The sequence below is a fragment of the Acinetobacter sichuanensis genome (assembly GCF_003024515.2).
In the GTDB taxonomy this organism is placed as follows: domain Bacteria; phylum Pseudomonadota; class Gammaproteobacteria; order Pseudomonadales; family Moraxellaceae; genus Acinetobacter; species Acinetobacter sichuanensis.
Map to the genome: position 1 here is coordinate 12,208 of NZ_PYIX02000020.1, position 17,615 is coordinate 29,822.

Sequence of the window (17,615 nt, forward strand, 5' to 3'; positions counted from 1 at the left end):
TGAAAAAAATATAGAATATTTATATCATGAATTTGACATAAAGAGATGACAAGATTATTGCTGAATGAGAAAGTCACAACTCAACTTGAAATATCGCCATTCTTGTTTACATTTTTTTCTAAAGAGTTGATAAATTTTTTCCATAAAGGATTCATTTTTCATCAGTGCAACGGGTAAATGATAGATATTGTCGAAATCTTGTTGTATGGCGAGTAGAGAAATGCGAGCATCTTCACGTAAAAACAAAGGTAAATCAGGATAAATTTCTAAATGTTGCATTTTATACAACACCCACTCTAAGTTTGCATAACTTGAATCAATTGTAAGCTGTTCTACAACAGATTTTGCGGAGTGATTCAGACAGTAGTTTTTAATCTCATGGTCTTGTTGTATTTTTTTAGGCAAATATTGCCAAATATCGGGATCCTTTTGAATAGCTTGAAAAATTTTAGCTTGGTTAGTGAGGTATTTTTTTGGCATAAATTCAATTATTCGAGGTAATTGAGTGTAGATATATTCACATATTTCTAAGTTTTTTTGATATTTTAAAGCTAAGTTTTTATAAATATTTGGATTTCCTTTTAAAGCAGCCCAAATGATTTCTTTATTATTCTGAAACTGATCTGGCAGAGCACTAAACATATCAGGACACTGTTTGACCGCAATGAAAGCCAAGTTTTTATCTTGCTTATACTGTTCTTCTAAGTCTAAATAGATATTACCATCACTTTTTAAAGCTATTTCAAGCAATGTTCTTGTTTTAAATTGTGTGGGAATTTGAGTGAAAAGAGCACCTTTATTCTGTAAGGCAATTTTTAAATATTTGGGATAATGCTGGAGTTCAGGATGAAGAGTGCTAAGAATAGAAGGGCACTTATAAAGTGCAGTTCGGATAATAAGATCATTACACTGAAATTTTTGATCTAAAAAATAGAAATACTTAGGACTAATTTCAACTAATTTTCTTGCAATTTCATTGTTCATTTTGCCTTGATAGTTGCTTATAGAACTAATGCCTAATTTTGCAGCTTTATATAGGTTTTTAGTCGTATGAAATTTTTGTGGCGCATAGAAAATAAAATCCCCTTTTTCTTGTAACTTTTCAAGAAAGATCATACGACGATTTGCATCAATATGCTTTGCTGGCATTTCAAGTTTTACATTGAAAGCTAGACGAATATATTTATTTTTACAGCGAAATTTCTTCGGTAAAAATTGAAAAATATCTGAATTTTTGGCTAAAACTTTTTTGATAAATTTGGGAGATTTCTGAAATTTTTGAGGTATCTTTGTAAAATTTTTAGCATTGAATAAAACATAAAGCTGACAAAATATTTCATTATTGAATAATTGTGTTTGCTCACTAAAATCTAAAGGAAATGTACCTAACATTGTTGCAAAAGCTACATAAGGGTTAGCCTGTTGTTTTGGATTAAGATGTTCATAATTATATGAGTAATAAGTATTAAAAAAATATGCACTTGTATTGTTAAATGCAAATTGTGGTGAAAAAAAGTCAAGATTATGTCCCGAGTAAGCAATTGCAAGAGCAATGTCATGATCTAAGTATCTAAATTTTCTAGGAATGCTAAAAAAGCTCGTTTTGCCTAATAAACTATGACAAAAAGTATAACCTTTATATGCTTTTAAATATTGAGGCGTGGCATAAAGAGAAGCACAATTAAAAACAAAATTTTCATCTTGTTTAAATTTTTTATCAACATAGACAAAAAAGTCACCTGTACTTTCTTGTGCGCATTGTTCAATAAAGGCTTTATTGTCTTTTAGATGTTTGGGGGCGTTAAGAAAGTGGTCAGGTTCATTTAGTAAACGAGAAAAATTAAATTGATGATCAAACATATAATGGTTGAAATTTATTATTAGTTCATCATTATGCCTGATTTAAATTTGTATCTAAAAAAACGATCATTAAAATAAAAACAAACTGTTTTACCTATGTTTAAAATTATCTTACTATAAGCTCAATGAATAAATTTACTCCCTTGGAGATTGTTAGCATGTTAGATACAAATACTTCTGCTCAATTAAAAACACTTTTAGAACGCCTTGAAAGCCCGATTGAAATTGTCGCTTCTTTAAATGATTCTGATAAATCTGACAAAATCAAAGAACTTGTGACTGAAGTTGCTGCTCTTTCAGATCAAGTGACTGCTCGTTTTGATGGTCAAAATGACCGTAAACCAAGCTTTGGAATCGCAAAAGTCGGTGAGCAACCACGTGTATTCTTCGCTGGCTTACCTATGGGGCATGAGTTCACTTCATTGATTCTTGCACTTTTACAAGTTTCTGGTTATGCACCAAAAGTTTCTGATGAAGTTTTGGCACAAATTAAAAGTTTAAATTTAACTGCAAACTTTGATGTATTTGTGTCTCTAAGCTGTCACAACTGTCCAGATGTGGTTCAAGCATTAAACTTGATTGCGATTAATAATCCAAATACCACTGCAACCATGATTGACGGTGCATTCTTCCAAGATGAAGTTGAAGAACGCAAAATCTTAGCTGTACCTATGGTGTTCCAGAATGGTGAACATATCGGTCAGGGTCGTATGACTTTGGAAGAAATTGTTGCCAAACTAGATACAGGATCGGCAGCTAAAGATGCTGAAAAACTCAATGCCAAAGATGCTTTTGATGTATTGGTGATTGGTGGTGGACCTGCCGGTGCAACTTCTGCGGTCTATGCTGCACGTAAAGGCATTCGTACTGGGATTGTTTCTGAACGCTTTGGTGGTCAGGTTATGGATACCATGGACATTGAAAACTTTATTTCAGTGCAAAAAACCCAGGGTCCCAAGTTCGGTGCAGATATGGAAGCGCATGTACGTGAGTACGGTGTGGATATCATGAACTTACAAAAAGTTAAAAACATTGTAGGTGCTGATCAAACAAGCAATGGTTTGGTTGAAATTGAACTTGAAAATGGCGCAAAACTTGAATCGAAAACCGTAATCCTGTCTACAGGTGCACGCTGGAGAGAGATGAATGTGCCGGGTGAGAAAGAGTATAAAACACGTGGTGTTGCATACTGCCCGCACTGTGATGGTCCATTGTTCAAAGGTAAACGTGTTGCTGTGATTGGCGGAGGTAACTCAGGAATCGAAGCGGCGATTGATCTTGCAGGTATTGTAGAGCATGTAACTGTGGTTGAGTTTGATACCAAACTGCGTGCTGATCAGGTGTTACAAGACAAATTAAACAGTTTGCCAAATACCACCGTGATCATGAATGCGCTTTCAACTGAAGTGATCGGTGATGGTTCACAAGTGACTGCTTTGAAATATAAAGATCGTGCGACGGATGAAGAGCACATTGTTGAACTTGCAGGAATCTTTGTACAGATTGGCTTATTGCCAAATACAGATTTCCTGAAAGAAACAGCAGTGGAACTTTCCAGCCGTAACGAAATTGTAGTCAATGACCGCAACGAAACCAATGTCAAAGGTGTATTTGCTGCGGGTGACTGTACCACTGTACCATATAAGCAAATCATCATTGCTGCGGGTGAAGGTGCCAAAGCCTCGTTATCTGCCTTTGATTATATTATTCGTTCTGGGCAGTAATTGGAAAAGCAGCCAAAGTTAGTATTTATAGACTTTGGCTGATCAGACTTAGATTTCCTCTTGATAGGAATTGAGTACCTAACAGCTCAATTCCTTTTTTTATGTCGAATAAAATTTAGATTTTAAATAAATTGAAAGCCACATGTTCCCCAAATTTCCCCAATAACATGTGGCTTTCGTTTCCCCTACAATTTTTTTGTTTTTAACTTAATGAAATTGCTATTCACAATTTCTTTATTATTTGTGGTTGTTTTTTATTCTTTTATTTATTCCATAAATTAAGACCATGAAACTTTTCTAAGAGTTGTGCCTGTGTTTCACGATATTCTGGATGTGGTTTTATGCATTCAATGGGGCAAACTGCAATACATGTTTGATGCTCATAGAAACCGACGCATTCTGTACAACGCTCAACATCAATTTCATAAATTTTTTCACCTTCAAAAATCGCTTGATTAGGACATTCTGGTACACACATGTCACAATTGGTACATTCATCAGTAATACATAAAGCCATAACTAACTCGCCTTATAAGCTAAAGAGGCAGCAGAAATATCAGTATTTGAATGAGGTAAATTGCGAATAAGTAAAGCAAAATTCATATCTACCTCCGCAGGTGTTGGAATATTCACAATATGCCCTGAACCTTTAGCAACAGTAATTGCATTGCCTTTCTGGTCATACATCTCAGTGAGTTCAAAAGTGATATTGCCTGAGGTTGTCATCAACTCTAATGAGTCACCCACAACAAAACGATTTTTCACATCAATTTTCAAGTAATTTTCATGTCGTTCCAGTATTTCACCAACAAATTGTTGATGCTCAAAACGTGATGAACCTGTTGCATAATTTTGATATTCAGAATGTATGTGACGACGTAAAAAGCCTTCGGTATAACCACGATTTGCTAAGCCTTCAAGTTGTGTCATCAATGCAGAATCAAAGACTTTACCTGTCATTGCATCATCAATTGCTTGACGATAAATTTGTGCAGTACGTGCGCAATAAAAATAAGACTTGGTACGACCTTCAATTTTTAAAGAATGGATTCCCATTTGAGTTAAATGCTCTACATGCTGTACAGCACGTAAGTCTTTGGAATTCATAAAGTATGTGCCATGTTCATCTTCTTCTGCGGCAAACATATCTTCATGATTTCGTTGTAATAAAACTGGTTCGCCAAATGTATTTTGATTTTGGGCGTGTTGCTCGTCGGCATCTTTATGGGTGCAGCAGCTTGATGTTGTCTCCAATTGTTGAACTGGAATAACATCCCCAAGTACATCTTCTGCTGCTTCGTGAACTTTATAATCCCAGCGACAAGCATTGGTACAAGCGCCTTGATTGGCATCACGTTTATTCATATAGCCTGAAAGTAAGCAACGACCAGAATAAGCCATGCAAAGTGCACCATGTACGAAAACCTCAAGTTCCATATCAGGGACATTTTGCTTAATTTCTTTAATTTCTTCGAGTGATAATTCACGTGATAAAATCACACGAGTTAAGCCCATTTTTTTCCAAAACTGAACTGTTGCCCAATTTACAGCATTGGCTTGAACTGACAAATGAATAGGCATATCAGGAAAATGCTCACGTACTAGCATAATTAATCCTGCATCTGACATAATCAAAGCATCAGGTTGCATCGCAATAATGGGTGTTAAATCTCGAATAAAATTTTTAAGTTTAGCGTTATGTGGCTGAATATTCACAACAACATAAAATTTTTTAGTTAAAGCATGGGCTTCTTCAATGCCTGTTTTTAAATGCTCATGAGTAAATTCATTGTTACGAACACGCAAGCTATAACGCGGTTGACCTGCATAAACTGCATCTGCACCATAAGCGAAGGCATAACGCATATTTTTTAGCGAGCCTGCTGGAGAGAGAAGTTCTGTTACGTAAGAAATGGTCATGAAATAAAAGGCATAAAAAAATTATGGTTTTTATTGTAGACAGATAAAAAAATGATTCAACCTAGTAAATTAGTAGGAATTTCAATAATTTTCAGCCTCAAGCTGTTTTAAAATTTCACAATGATGAATACTTTGTGAATTAGGGCAAGATGCTCTTAGTTGAATCAGTTGTGATTGAAATTTTATTAATTCATCAATTTTATCAGTAACTTGTTGAATATGATCTTCAATCATAACATTGACTTTTTCACAGCTTTGATTTGGATTTTGTTCAAGTTCGATTAAGGTTTGGATTTCTGATAATGAAATATCAAGTGCTCGACAACGTTTAATAAAGACTAATCGTTTGATGCTATTTTCATCATAATAGCGATAATTATTCGCTGCACGAAAGCTGGGTTGAAGCAATTTTCTCTTTTCATAAAAGCGGATGGTATCGGAACTTAAGCCAGTTTTTAGGGCTAAATCTTTAATTAAATAATGTGTCTTCATTGTGCTTGACCTTGGAGTTACTTCATAGTTTTGAATAAGAATAATACATCATGAGGACTTTGAAAATGGCATGTACTTGTAGTCATGAACCTGCACCTAAACAACCCAATAGCAAGTTTCGTACAGCACTTTGGATTGCGTTGGTGATTAATCTTGCTATGTTTTTTGTCGAGTTAATTGGTGGTGCATATGCACATTCTTCTGCGTTATGGGCAGACTCACTCGATTTTTTTGGTGATGCCGTAAATTATGCCATTTCTTTGGCTGTTTTAGGTGCAAGTTTATATTGGCGTGCTACTGTTGCATTGGCTAAAGGTATTGTGATGGCAACTTTTGGTTTAGTGGTGATTGTTAAAGTCATTTACGCTTATATACAAGGCATTCCACCTGAAGCATTAACAATGGGTGCAATAGGCATATTAGCGCTGATTGCAAATGTGGTTTCTGCGGTTGTGTTATATGCATTTCGTGATGGTGACTCAAATATGCGTTCAGTCTGGTTGTGTAGTCGTAATGATGCCATTGGAAATGTTGCGGTAATTATGGCGGCAATAGGTGTTTTTGGCACAGGAAGTATGTTTCCTGACATTATTGTTGCAGTAATTATGGCTGTTTTAGGTTTGACAGGAGGTTATCAAGTGATTAAAAAAGCACAAGAAGAACGAAAAACAGAAGTTCATTTGAGCCATTAAAAGACAATTTTGCACAAGACCACTCATTTGTGGTCTTTTTTATTACTTGATTCAGTAAGATTGATTTATAGCCTAAAAAGACAAATTTGTGATTTGAACAATAAAAATTATTTAAAAAAGAATAGAGTTCATTGCATTATTGAATGTATATTAAGAAAAATGATATTTAATAAAAAATGAAAAAATCAGGACATTTCTCTATTTTAATTTTTGATATTTAGGCTAAGATGCTTTTAATTACAAATTTTAAAATTGATAAAAAAGGACAGAATGATGAGAAGATTACCTGTTTATTTATTGCTAGATACCTCAGGATCTATGTTAGGTGAGCCGATAGAAGCCGTAAAAAATGGGGTCGAAATGTTAGTTTCATCTTTAAGACAAGACCCTTATGCTTTAGAAACTGCATATCTTTCGATTATTAGTTTTGATACCAAAGCAAAGCAGTTAATGCCATTGACTGAATTAGCCATGTTTAATACACCTAACTTACAAGCAACAGGTACAACTCAACTGGGTGAAGCACTGTCTTTGTTGGCAGATCAAATAGAGCGAGAAGTCCAAAAAACCACGCCAGATACACGAGGAGACTGGAAACCATTGGTTTTTATTATGACAGATGGTGCGCCCACAGATGATTGGAAAAAAGGTTTTGAAAAATTAAAAAAAGTTAAAACAGGTATGGTGATTGCATGTGCAGCAGGACACAATGCTGAAACTGCAATTTTAAAGCAAATTACAGAAGTTGTTGTGGAGTTAGCGACAGCAGACTCAAATACCATCAAAGCATTTTTTAAATGGGTATCTGCAAGTATTTCAACAGGCAGTCAGAAAGTAGATGCAGGTCAAAAAGAAGTGACGGGTTTAAGTGATTTACCACCACCGCCACCAGAAGTGAATGTTGTATTGTAGTTTTGAGTCTTTATAGGCTTGGACAATGAAATTCTAGGTTTCAATTGCCCTCAAATTTTTAACGAAAAACAAAAAGGAAAATAACGTGGGAATTACACTCGCAAAAGGACAAGGTCTTTCATTAGAAAAAGCAGACAATAACCTGTCATTGGTAACCATTGGATTAGGTTGGGATATTGCTGAGCAGAAAAAAGGCTTTTTAGGTGGGCTATTTGGTGGGCAAACTGCTGAATACGACTTAGATGTCATCGCTTTTTTATGTGATAACAATGGCAAGGTTCAAAATTTGGGGCGAGATGCTTCAGGGCATCCGACATTAAATAATAGTGATGTAATTTTTTTCAATAATTTAAAACATCCATCAGGTCATATTTGGTTAACAGGAGATAACCGAACAGGTGCGGGTGATGGTGATGATGAACAAATTATTGTGAAATTAAATTCATTATCAACTGCTTATCATAAAATTGTTTTTATTGTGCAAATTTATGAAGGAAATAAAAATAAACAACATTTTGGTCAGGTACAAAATGCTTTCATTCGTGCTGTTGATGCGTCGGGTAAAGAAATGGTACGTTTTAACTTATCAGGGCAAGGGCAGTATGAACAACAACGATCATTACTTTTTGCTGAATTAGTACGTGAAAATTCAGGTTGGAAATTTAATGCGATAGGTTCATCTTCACCTTCAGATAATTTTGTTGAATGGCTAAAAGATTACGTTTAAAACTAGACCTAAATCGTTAAATAGATAGAGAATAATATGCGTCGACTCCCTGTTTATATTTTATTGGATACTTCTGGCTCTATGCGAGGAGAGCCAATTCACTCTGTAAATGTTGGTTTACAGTCGATGCTGAGTGCATTAAGGCAAGACCCTTATGCACTTGAAAGTGTATATCTCAGTGTGATTACTTTTGATATGCAAGCAAAGATTTATTTACCTTTGACACCTTTAGATCAAGTGCAATTGCCTGATATTGAAGTTCCAAGTGTTGGTGCAACATTTATGGGTGCCGCACTTGAATTATTGGCTGAAGATGTGCAAAAAAATATTAAAAAAAGTACAGAAGATCAAAAAGGAGACTGGCGACCTTTACTTTTTTTAATGACTGATGGCTCACCTTCAGATGTTTATGCGTATCAGCAAATCATTCCTACGATTCAACAACTTAATTTTGCTACAATTGTTGCTGTGCCGCAGGACCTAAAGCAAAAACTGAAGCTTTACAGCAACTGACTTCACAAGTGGTTGTGTTGGATTCGATGGACTCAAGTTCTTTTGCGAGCTTTTTTAAATGGGTATCAGCGAGCGTTGTTGCGGGAAGTAGTAGTGCTGGTGTTGTTGATAATATTGAATTGCCACCACCACCTTCTGAGATCCAATTGGTGTTGTAATAGACGTGGTTGTAATATGCGTGACTGAACAGGTTTTTACTGATTGTATATCTGTAATGTCATGATTTTCTGATTTTAAATTTACACTCAAATACAGATTTTATAATAGGCAACGAATAACAATAAAAGGGTGATTTTATGCGTCGACTACCAGTATTTTTTATGATTGATTGTTCAGAGTCTATGGCTGGACAACCCTTAAAAGCAGTACAAGAGGGGGTAGATTTTATTATGAGTAGTCTACGCACCGACCCTTATGCTTTAGAAACTGTATATATTTCTGTCATTGCTTATGCTGGTATTGTACGAACTTTAGTCCCATTAACAGAGTTATTTGCTTATCAAAAATGTGAATTACCCTTAGGTGGTGGAACACATTTAGGTAAAGCCTTACAGCATTTAGGCAGAGAAATTGATCGTTCAGTGATTAAAACCACAGCAGATGTCAAAGGAGATTGGAAACCCGTCGTTTACTTATTTACCGATGGTCGCCCTACGGACGAGTACCAAAGTACGATACAAGAATGGAAAGCTCAATATGGTCATCGAGTGACGATGATTGTCATTGGATTGGGTCAAGATGTTGATTTTTCAATTTTAAAAGAATTAACAGAGCATTGTATTTCAGTCGATCAAATTGATCATGAATATGTCAAAGGTTTATGTAAATGGATTAGTGCATCAGTCGTATCACAAAGTGTGAGTGTAGCAAAATTTCAAAATGCCGAAGAGTTGCTTCCACTTGATCAGCGTTATATGAATTTAGCCAAATCAAAATTAACATTTAGAAAAAGTCATGCTGATGATCGAGTGGTCACATTTGTTGGACGTTGTCAAAAATTACATCACCCTTATCTTTTAAAATATAGCCGAAATTTACAATATGGTGGTTTATCTGATTTAAATATTAATCTTTATAATTTTAAGTTAGAAGCCTGTGAAGCCATTAGTGAAGAGTATTTTAGTTGGACAGATCATAGTGCAGAAAAACCACAAATTAATACTTCAAAATTAGAAGGTTGGTCGCAATGCCCACACTGTTATGCCGATACCGCTTTTGCGATGTGTGGTTGTGGTAATTTGATGTGTTATGACGGCTATAGCGAGTATGTAACTTGCCCGTGGTGTCATCGTCAAATTAGCTTTTCCACAGAGGGCGGCGATTTTGATTTAACACGTGGGCAAGGTTAGAGTATCTTAAAATGGGTCATTTTAGAGGGATATTATGCAAGAGTTAGCGTGTAAAATAAAAAAAATTTTAGCAGTCAATGATCTTGGTTTGGATGAACAATTTATTGATTTCTTTAAAACAGAGCAGCAGTTACAACAACTATCTAGACTGATCTCTGAATTAAAAAAACAAAGTTCAATACAACCTGTACTCAATACGATTTCAGAACCTCATCAAGTTGAAAATAAAACTGAAATCGCATCACAAGATGTCATGATAGACAAAGCCTTAGATTTAAATATTGAAAATGCGGTCATTGTGGTTGAACCTGAACCAACTAAAAACAACTTAGATGTAGAAGATAAAGAACAAGATCATTTAGAAAAAAATACAGCACTTTTATTTGACGCTCAGCTTGACCAGAAAATTGATTTAGAACTGACCCAAGAACATTTTATTATAGAGACAGAGCAAAATGAGCAAGATCAATTGAAATTAAGTGAGATTTTAATTGTTCCAGAGCAAGCTCGTACTGTACCTGAACAACAAGCACAAATTGAAAAAAATAGAGCAGAGATTACAGATGTGTTTAAATCAAAAATGATCAATGAGTTAAAATTCCAAGTAGATAATGCACGTGCAGGGCAGGAATATTGCTCAAAAATTCAAGTGATATCTGCATTAGTACCAGAAAATATTGAATTTATTACTGAAAGTTTTAAATTTCCCAATGAGCAATTTCAGTTTGATGAACAATCACAAAGTATTCAAGGTCAACCCACTGAAGCTGACGAGTTTAATTTTTCATTTCAATATCGTGTGAATCATGAAATATATACAGGACAATGCCGTATCAATGTAATTCCAGACCCTCGTAGTTTATGGAAAGTGATAGAGCCTAAAGAAGGTCAAGCTTTTATTAAACTTCATACGGATCAATTGTGCATTGATACAGAAAATTATCAATTAATTGCAGCAAGTCGTCGTGGACGTTCACATGAACATGCGGGCAGTTTTAGAGATGATGATTTTTGTATTGCACATATTGCAAAAAGCTCTTGGTCTATTTTAGCCGTTGCAGATGGAGCAGGAAGTGCTGAATATTCTCGTGAAGGTTCTCGTGTTGCTGTAGAGATTGTACAAAAAGAATTTCAACGATATTTTAATGAATATACGATTGATGCTTTAGATGCTGATATTAAGCTATGGCAAGTAGATCAGCCGCAAGAAGCTGAAACACAACGTATTGCGAATAAATTAAATCAACAATTTTATAATGTATATTATGAAATTTATCGTTCTATTTTGACGCAACTCGATCAACTTGCACAAGAAATGAATGTTGCAGCGAAAGCATTTTCGACTACACTTTTGGTTGCGGTGATTTATCAACATCCTGAAAAAAATCTAATCAGTACTTTTTCAGTTGGAGACGGCGCTATTGCTGTTCTTAGTGACGATATGGTACGCATGATGAATGTTGCTGATGGTGGTGAATATGCAGGGCAGACTAAGTTTTTAGATCGTAGTATTCATCATGAGTTAGGTAGTCGTATCAAAATTGGCTGTTTTAAAGATTTAAATGCCGTATTGCTAATGACCGATGGTATTTCAGATCCAGTTTTTGAAACAGATGCGGGTTTGGCAAATCAGCAAAAATGGCTAGATTTATATGCAGAATTACAACCTATTTTTGCTCAAACTCAACCTGAGCAAGCGCTTTTAGAATGGATGCATTTCTTTAAAACAGGGCATCATGATGATCGTACTTTAGCGGCATTATGGAAGAAATCTTCTGAAAAATAGTACGGGTTGTGGAAAATAATCTAGTTTTGAACTAAAAATATTTAAAAATCAGGTAGTCAAGCAATGTCGGCAAAAATCGTAAAATGTACTACAGTTGATGGACGTCCAATCGAATTTGTAGATGAGGTGATTGGATCAGGTGCCATGAAAGATGTCTATTTTTCACCTGATCGTAGTTATGTTGTATGTTTTTTTAGTAAAGAAAAAAATAAATTTTATGAGTCTAAAGCTGCATTTGAACAGCAAAAAGACCGCTTAAAAGAAATTGTGGGTAATAAATGGCAAGGTATTTTTAATGGTGTAGGTGGTGATTATTGGAAAAATATTTTTTGTTGGCCAGATGGTTTGATTGAGCATAATAATCTACTTGGAATTACGGCTCCAACGTATAAAAAACAGTTTTTCTTTGATTATGGCTCAAAAAATAATGATTTTTTAAATATTAAAGGGAAAGAAAAAGAAGGAAAGTGGTTTGCAAGTGCGAATAATCAAAACCGTTTCTTGGATGATCGAGAAAAAGGAACTTGGTTAAATTATTTAAAAATCAGTATATTGATATCACGTGCAGTACGTCGCATGCATGCTGCGGGTTTGGCACATTCAGACTTATCCTATAAAAATGTGTTGATAGATCCTGTGACAGGGAGTGCCTGCGTAATAGATGTTGATGGTTTGGTTGTACCAGGGAAATTTCCACCTGATGTTGTAGGAACGCCAGACTTTATTGCGCCTGAAGTGGTGATGACAAGCCATTTATCTAAACACGATCCTCAGCGTATTTTACCCAGTATTGCTACAGATAAGCATGCACTTGCAGTATTGATTTATATGTATTTACTGTATAGACATCCTTTGCGTGGTGGTAAAATTCATGATGTAGATGATCCACAAAAAGATGAAAATCTAGCGATGGGAGAACGTGCTTTATTTGTTGAGCATCCAACAGATCAAAGTAATCGAGTAAAAGCGAGTCAACTCAAACCTTCACAGTTACCTTGGGCTGATCCCGCACAAATTCCCTATACTGTGACAGGACCTTATTTAACTGAGTTATTTAATCGAAGTTTTATTGATGGTCTACATGATCCTAGCAAGCGCCCTTCAGCAAATGAATGGGAAACAGCTTTAGTGAAAACAGTAGACTTGGTACAACCTTGTTTAAATTCAGCATGTAGTCATAAGTGGTATGTATTTGATAATACGACAAAACCGAGTTGTCCATTTTGTAAAACAGCATTTACAGGAAAACTCCCTATTCTAAATTTATATTCAGCGCGACAAGGTTCAAGTTATCGTCCTGATAACCATCGTTTAATGGTATGGACAGGGCAGTCTTTGTTTGCTTGGCATGCCAATAGTATGATTGCACCAAATGAGCGTTTAACGGCTGAACAAACAAAACGTAAAGGGTATTTTGTATTACATCAAGATCGTTGGTGGTTGGTCAATGAAGACTTAGCTGACTTGACTGATGTCCGTACCAAGACTTCTATTCCAATTGGTGGAAAAGTAGAACTTACAGATGGCGCACAAATTTTATTATCTAAACAGGATGGTGGGCGTTTGGTGGTGGTGCAAATGGTTGAGGCTTAGCGCTTATTGTTCAATATAGATTTAAAAAAAATGGCGAAAATTTTCGCCATTTTCGCTATTTAAGTTTTAAGCATTTAATTTGAACACATCATTTTGATGTGCTAGGTTGGATTTATCTAAACCAAAAGTTTTATAGCGTAATAAGACCATTTCTGCCCAATTACGATGTGTTGCAGGCTCAAGCATTGAACCCTGACTTTTAAATACACTTTTAGCATCAATTGCTAGGACTTGTTGCGCTTCTTGAAATTCGTCTATAGAAACCTGAAACGCTTTGTGAATGAAATCAATTTGAGAGGGATGAATTGCTGTTTTGGTATAAATACCGTTGTTCATATCCTGTGCGAGTTCACTTAAAAGAATCTGAGTATTTTCAATATGTTCACATACAGGTGAACTTAACTGAAAACCTGCAGGAATAAATAAGCCTGCTAATTGTGAAATTAGCATACCTACAGGTGTTTGATAAATCGTTGTATTTTTAGGTCGACGTAAATGTAAACAAGACAGTAGGTCATTGCCACCAATTCTTAAACATAAGGTTTTATGAAAGTCATATTTTAAAGCTTGTTGTAACTCAACATTATGCCCCATATCAAATATTTCTTTGGTTTCAAATGTTGGCATAAGATGGATGTGTGAGGGTAAAACGTCCATCCATTGCATTAAATTATGTAAGGTAAACTTAGGTAAAATCATTCCACTGATTGTGTGATTAAAATCCCAGTCAACAATATATTTTGCCATCTCAATATGACGTGGTCGGATAAAAACAGCAGGTGCTTTGAAGTCTGGATGTTCAGAACGGCGTTGTAATAACGCTTTTAAATTGACCATAGCCGTTTGTACATCTTTTTCTAACACAGCATCTTCTAAACAGACTGCAATAGATTTTAAATTTGGAAATTTTATACCTTGGGTGACTTCCCATAAATTTTCATGAGTTGCGGGAATATACATGGTCGCGCCAAGTTCTATAGCATGTTGTAATTGTTTCATGATTTTATTTTCCAACTTTTTTTATTAAGGTCACCGCATGATATGGACCTAAACGAGAACCTAAAATATCGATAGGAACATTTTGTTGTTGTGCAAAATGCAGCAATAATTGAACATGTGGATTGTTTTCATCGCGAATTAAAATTTTTTCAGGAACGCGGCGTAAAACAGCACGTGTGGCTTCAGCAATACTTGGTTTAATATGGTTAATATTCTCAATTTCATATTGTTTAGCAATCCAATCAACTGTACTTAAACAAAGTTGTTGTTGCTGTAGACGAATGTCATTGTTCCATTCAATGCTAGATTGAAGATGTTGTGTATCAATAATTTTTAAAATATCTTGAATAAATTTTACAGATAAATCATGATCTTGTAGGTGGTTGTAAATGACACAATCATGCCATTTTTCAGGATTAAAACAATCTTGTTCAGCTTCGGTTTGTAAAATCTCCTCCCTTAAAATGCTACGAGATGTTAAACCTGAAATCACTGAACCTAAAATACCAAAAGGAATAAGCCAGTCATCACAACTAGCACTTAACCATGAATATCCCCCTAAATCGGATAAGGTAACAAGGCGAGGAATAGTCCAACCTTCATCAAACAATGCAGGATAATCTTGTAAACTTTTTGTTAATTCACGGCAAATAGCCCCTTTGCCTGTCCAACCATCAACAAAAACAATATTTTCAGCACCATGTTGTTGGATAATGGCACTTAAAGCAGCAAAATCTATACCACGATCTCGAATAATACTAATACCATAATGAAAACATTGTTGTTGTTTCGCAATGCAATGTTTTAACAAGACACCTAAAGGAATACCCGCACGGACTAAGCTAACTAAAATAATCGGTTGCTTTGGAAAACGAGTCATCAAAGCTTGACTAAGTTGCTGTACTTCTTGTGCCAAACGTTCCGCGCCATGTACAAATGCATGCTGAAAATGTTTTAAATGTTCAGCCGTTGGCGCTTTTTCTTCACTAATCATTTCTGAGTAGTGTTTTTTACCCGATTGAATCAGTCGTTCTTTTTCTGCGACAGGGGTGGTTTTGATCTGAGTAATATTGAGTAAAAATGTAATATCTTCTGGGCGATAAGAACCATGAAAACCTAAATTAGCTAAGATTGGGTTGATATCATTTAAATTAGACATGTCCTAAGAATCCTTTCTGTCGGTGATCATTGATGAGGTTTTGTGCTAAAAATTGGTCGAGTTGACTATTTTTTGGCATGCCAAACCAATCACAGCAGCTTAAAAAACCTGCATCTGAGAGACTATCTCCCCAACCTAAAATAGCACGTTCGCCTTTTGGATCATGTTTTTCAATAAAAAATTCAACTGCTTTTTGTTTCGAAACAAATTTTGGAATAACCGCTAAATTATTGCCATTGATATGAATATAACAATGCTCAATCACTTCGGCTGGTAAATGCTCAACCAATTGATCTAAGAACAAACCAGTCTCTGGCTGATTTTGTTTAGCGACTGAATATATTTTTAGCCCATTTTCTTCGACTGTCCAAGTGCGGATTGAGCCTAAATCTTGTGCAGTTTTTAGTAAAATATCAGGTAATTCATGTAATAATTCATTGAATTGTGCAACAGCTTGTTGTTGAATATTAAACCAATCTTGGTCAATATTTTGTTGGTGGTCAATAATTGTGCCACCATGTGAGCATACCGCACCATATTGAAATGGTAAATGTACACGTCTTAAGGCTTCTACAGAACGGGCGGTGACAGGAATAACCTCAGCAGAAGCAAATAGCCAATTTACAAAAATCTGTTGCTTAGGTTTCATATACGATAAAGGCTGTCCACTAATATCAGTCGTTGCAATTTTATGCAAATCTGTGGGTGCCGATTTACGATTGGTTTGAAATAAAGTATCGTCTAAATCAACAAAAATTAATGGCTTATGGTTCATAGCTAATCACTTCTAAATTTTCAATTTGTGCAAAAAGTGCAGGATCTACACTATTTTTTTCTGTTTCAACGACCAATAAAACGCGGTCAAATTTTTGATGTTTCACGTTATAAGCGTAATTATTAATATTAAGCCCATAGTTGTCAGTAAATGAGCAAATGCTTTGGATGGCATGTCCTTGCATAATAGGAGAGCGTGTTGTGGAGCTATAATAAACTTCAGCACCTTGTTGCTCTAATTGTTCCGCAAGTAAAAAGGGAATCCAGCTAAACTCACCTGAGCCTAAAACTAGAATTTTTTCATGAGGATGTTTAAGTTTGACGTTAGACCATGCTGTACAGTCTAAAAAGCAAGGTTCACGTCCCCAGTTATGTGGAGCAATAATTTTCTGTGCTTCCTGATTGGTTTTATTCACATCAGGCATATGAATCTCAATGGCTTTATCATTATCTTGCCATTGCCAATGCCCATGTAACAAAGACACTACTTCAATTGGAACACCAACATCTAAGTCATCTAAATGTTGTTCTGCCCAATTCACTAAAGTCACTAAAATAATACGTTCAACTTGTGCTAAACCTGCTTTTTGTAAACTTAAAATGAGATTTTTAAAAGTTTTGCCAGTTGAAATCTCATCATCAACTAAAATGAGCGTTTTAGAATCAATAATATGTTGATGTTTTTTAGGATCATGACTACTTAAGATAAATTGATCTTGTGCATGACTGTGTTCTTCTAAAAATAATCCTAAAGTGGGTAGAGCATCAACAGGATGACGTGTTGTAGTTAAAAATAAAGCATTCTCAGCAAAATCTTGTTTTAACTCACGATAAACGCCTGCACCTAGACCTACCGCCGTTTCAGCCATCCCAATCACTGAAATCGGATAAGGAAGGTCTTTAGGAATTAAAGTAGATAAATCAGCATAACTCCGTTGCATTGTTGAAGGTGCAACAGGAATATGTTTGCCTAAGACTTTGGAAACAAACAAAAATGCGCGTTTAGGATTAATTCTTTCTGCAAAATCTAATAAATGATCTAAATCCCAATCAGGATGATGTTGACGAACTGAAACACGAATACAACCACGACTTAATTCAATTTCTTTCATTAA

The 17,615-nt window shown here is 35.3% G+C and carries 15 protein-coding genes and 1 pseudogene; 8 read left to right on the forward strand and 8 right to left on the reverse strand.

Annotated features, from left to right (window positions below):
* Window positions 1-54: 54 nt before the first annotated feature.
* The gene (locus C9E89_RS12365; protein WP_107008650.1) at window positions 55-1,860 is read right to left on the reverse strand and encodes a DUF4116 domain-containing protein; all 1,806 of its coding nucleotides are present in this window, start codon (window positions 1,858-1,860) and stop codon (window positions 55-57) included.
* 158 nt (window positions 1,861-2,018) lie between these two features.
* Between C9E89_RS12365 and ahpF the strand changes: the two genes are divergently transcribed.
* Window positions 2,019-3,584, forward strand: coding sequence for an alkyl hydroperoxide reductase subunit F (gene ahpF, locus C9E89_RS12370; RefSeq protein ID WP_107008651.1), 1,566 nt, complete (start codon window positions 2,019-2,021; stop codon window positions 3,582-3,584).
* 262 nt (window positions 3,585-3,846) lie between these two features.
* Here the strand turns inward: ahpF and C9E89_RS12375 are convergent, their stop codons facing one another.
* The 3 genes from C9E89_RS12375 to C9E89_RS12385 form a co-directional block, all read right to left on the reverse strand.
* Window positions 3,847-4,101, reverse strand: coding sequence for a YfhL family 4Fe-4S dicluster ferredoxin (locus C9E89_RS12375; RefSeq protein WP_107008652.1), 255 nt, complete (start codon window positions 4,099-4,101; stop codon window positions 3,847-3,849).
* A 2-nt stretch (window positions 4,102-4,103) separates the two neighbouring features.
* Window positions 4,104-5,504, reverse strand: coding sequence for a prephenate-dependent tRNA uridine(34) hydroxylase TrhP (trhP, locus tag C9E89_RS12380; RefSeq protein WP_107008653.1), 1,401 nt, complete (start codon window positions 5,502-5,504; stop codon window positions 4,104-4,106).
* An 81-nt stretch (window positions 5,505-5,585) separates the two neighbouring features.
* Window positions 5,586-5,996: a Cd(II)/Pb(II)-responsive transcriptional regulator gene (locus tag C9E89_RS12385; RefSeq protein ID WP_107008654.1), complete on the reverse strand. Its 411-nt coding sequence runs from the start codon at window positions 5,994-5,996 to the stop codon at window positions 5,586-5,588.
* Window positions 5,997-6,061: 65 nt separating this feature from the next.
* Between C9E89_RS12385 and C9E89_RS12390 the strand changes: the two genes are divergently transcribed.
* The 7 genes and pseudogenes from C9E89_RS12390 (at window position 6,062) to C9E89_RS12420 (ending at window position 13,568) form a co-directional block, all read left to right on the forward strand.
* Window positions 6,062-6,688 carry a cation transporter gene (locus C9E89_RS12390; protein WP_107008655.1) on the forward strand — a complete coding sequence of 209 codons (627 nt, stop codon included), beginning with the start codon at window positions 6,062-6,064 and terminating at the stop codon, window positions 6,686-6,688.
* 273 nt (window positions 6,689-6,961) lie between these two features.
* On the forward strand, window positions 6,962-7,600 hold the full coding sequence (locus tag C9E89_RS12395; protein ID WP_107008656.1) for a vWA domain-containing protein: 639 nt from the start codon (window positions 6,962-6,964) through the stop codon (window positions 7,598-7,600).
* Window positions 7,601-7,685: 85 nt separating this feature from the next.
* Entirely contained in the window at window positions 7,686-8,327 is a 642-nt protein-coding gene (locus tag C9E89_RS12400) for a TerD family protein (RefSeq protein WP_107008657.1), read from the forward strand.
* A 36-nt stretch (window positions 8,328-8,363) separates the two neighbouring features.
* Window positions 8,364-8,998 (forward strand): annotated as a pseudogene (locus C9E89_RS12405) (vWA domain-containing protein).
* A 138-nt stretch (window positions 8,999-9,136) separates the two neighbouring features.
* Window positions 9,137-10,189: a TerY-C metal binding domain-containing protein gene (locus tag C9E89_RS12410; RefSeq protein ID WP_107008658.1), complete on the forward strand. Its 1,053-nt coding sequence runs from the start codon at window positions 9,137-9,139 to the stop codon at window positions 10,187-10,189.
* Window positions 10,190-10,223: 34 nt separating this feature from the next.
* Window positions 10,224-11,975, forward strand: a complete 1,752-nt coding sequence (locus C9E89_RS12415; RefSeq protein ID WP_107008659.1) for a PP2C family serine/threonine-protein phosphatase — start codon at window positions 10,224-10,226, stop codon at window positions 11,973-11,975.
* A gap of 63 nt (window positions 11,976-12,038) precedes the next feature.
* Entirely contained in the window at window positions 12,039-13,568 is a 1,530-nt protein-coding gene (locus C9E89_RS12420) for a helix-hairpin-helix domain-containing protein (protein ID WP_107008660.1), read from the forward strand.
* A gap of 66 nt (window positions 13,569-13,634) precedes the next feature.
* Here the strand turns inward: C9E89_RS12420 and C9E89_RS12425 are convergent, their stop codons facing one another.
* The 4 genes from C9E89_RS12425 to C9E89_RS12440 are packed head-to-tail and all read right to left on the reverse strand — an operon-like array spanning window position 13,635 to window position 17,612.
* Window positions 13,635-14,567, reverse strand: coding sequence for an HpcH/HpaI aldolase/citrate lyase family protein (locus tag C9E89_RS12425; protein WP_107008661.1), 933 nt, complete (start codon window positions 14,565-14,567; stop codon window positions 13,635-13,637).
* Between the two features lie 4 nt (window positions 14,568-14,571).
* A complete protein-coding gene (locus tag C9E89_RS12430; RefSeq protein WP_107008662.1) occupies window positions 14,572-15,726 on the reverse strand; it encodes a cysteine protease StiP family protein in 1,155 nt (384 codons plus the stop codon).
* A complete protein-coding gene (locus C9E89_RS12435; protein ID WP_107008663.1) occupies window positions 15,719-16,501 on the reverse strand; it encodes an HAD family hydrolase in 783 nt (260 codons plus the stop codon). Before C9E89_RS12435 ends, C9E89_RS12430 begins: the two co-directional genes overlap by 8 nt.
* The gene (locus tag C9E89_RS12440) at window positions 16,491-17,612 is read right to left on the reverse strand and encodes a phosphoribosyltransferase domain-containing protein (protein WP_107008664.1); all 1,122 of its coding nucleotides are present in this window, start codon (window positions 17,610-17,612) and stop codon (window positions 16,491-16,493) included. Before C9E89_RS12440 ends, C9E89_RS12435 begins: the two co-directional genes overlap by 11 nt.
* Between the last annotated feature and the right edge of the window lie 3 nt (window positions 17,613-17,615).

What these genes read in the sequence shown, in the direction of transcription:
- C9E89_RS12435 (WP_107008663.1), bottom strand. Translation starts at nt 16,501, where the DNA reads ATGAACCATAAGCCATTAATTTTTGTTGATTTAGACGATACTTTATTT.
- C9E89_RS12410 (WP_107008658.1), top strand. Translation starts at nt 9,137, where the DNA reads ATGCGTCGACTACCAGTATTTTTTATGATTGATTGTTCAGAGTCTATG.
- trhP (WP_107008653.1), bottom strand. Translation starts at nt 5,504, where the DNA reads ATGACCATTTCTTACGTAACAGAACTTCTCTCTCCAGCAGGCTCGCTA.
- C9E89_RS12415 (WP_107008659.1), top strand. Translation starts at nt 10,224, where the DNA reads ATGCAAGAGTTAGCGTGTAAAATAAAAAAAATTTTAGCAGTCAATGAT.
- C9E89_RS12375 (WP_107008652.1), bottom strand. Translation starts at nt 4,101, where the DNA reads ATGGCTTTATGTATTACTGATGAATGTACCAATTGTGACATGTGTGTA.
- C9E89_RS12365 (WP_107008650.1), bottom strand. Translation starts at nt 1,860, where the DNA reads ATGTTTGATCATCAATTTAATTTTTCTCGTTTACTAAATGAACCTGAC.
- C9E89_RS12395 (WP_107008656.1), top strand. Translation starts at nt 6,962, where the DNA reads ATGAGAAGATTACCTGTTTATTTATTGCTAGATACCTCAGGATCTATG.
- C9E89_RS12440 (WP_107008664.1), bottom strand. Translation starts at nt 17,612, where the DNA reads ATGAAAGAAATTGAATTAAGTCGTGGTTGTATTCGTGTTTCAGTTCGT.
- C9E89_RS12420 (WP_107008660.1), top strand. Translation starts at nt 12,039, where the DNA reads ATGTCGGCAAAAATCGTAAAATGTACTACAGTTGATGGACGTCCAATC.
- ahpF (WP_107008651.1), top strand. Translation starts at nt 2,019, where the DNA reads ATGTTAGATACAAATACTTCTGCTCAATTAAAAACACTTTTAGAACGC.
- C9E89_RS12390 (WP_107008655.1), top strand. Translation starts at nt 6,062, where the DNA reads ATGGCATGTACTTGTAGTCATGAACCTGCACCTAAACAACCCAATAGC.
- C9E89_RS12385 (WP_107008654.1), bottom strand. Translation starts at nt 5,996, where the DNA reads ATGAAGACACATTATTTAATTAAAGATTTAGCCCTAAAAACTGGCTTA.
- C9E89_RS12430 (WP_107008662.1), bottom strand. Translation starts at nt 15,726, where the DNA reads ATGTCTAATTTAAATGATATCAACCCAATCTTAGCTAATTTAGGTTTT.
- C9E89_RS12425 (WP_107008661.1), bottom strand. Translation starts at nt 14,567, where the DNA reads ATGAAACAATTACAACATGCTATAGAACTTGGCGCGACCATGTATATT.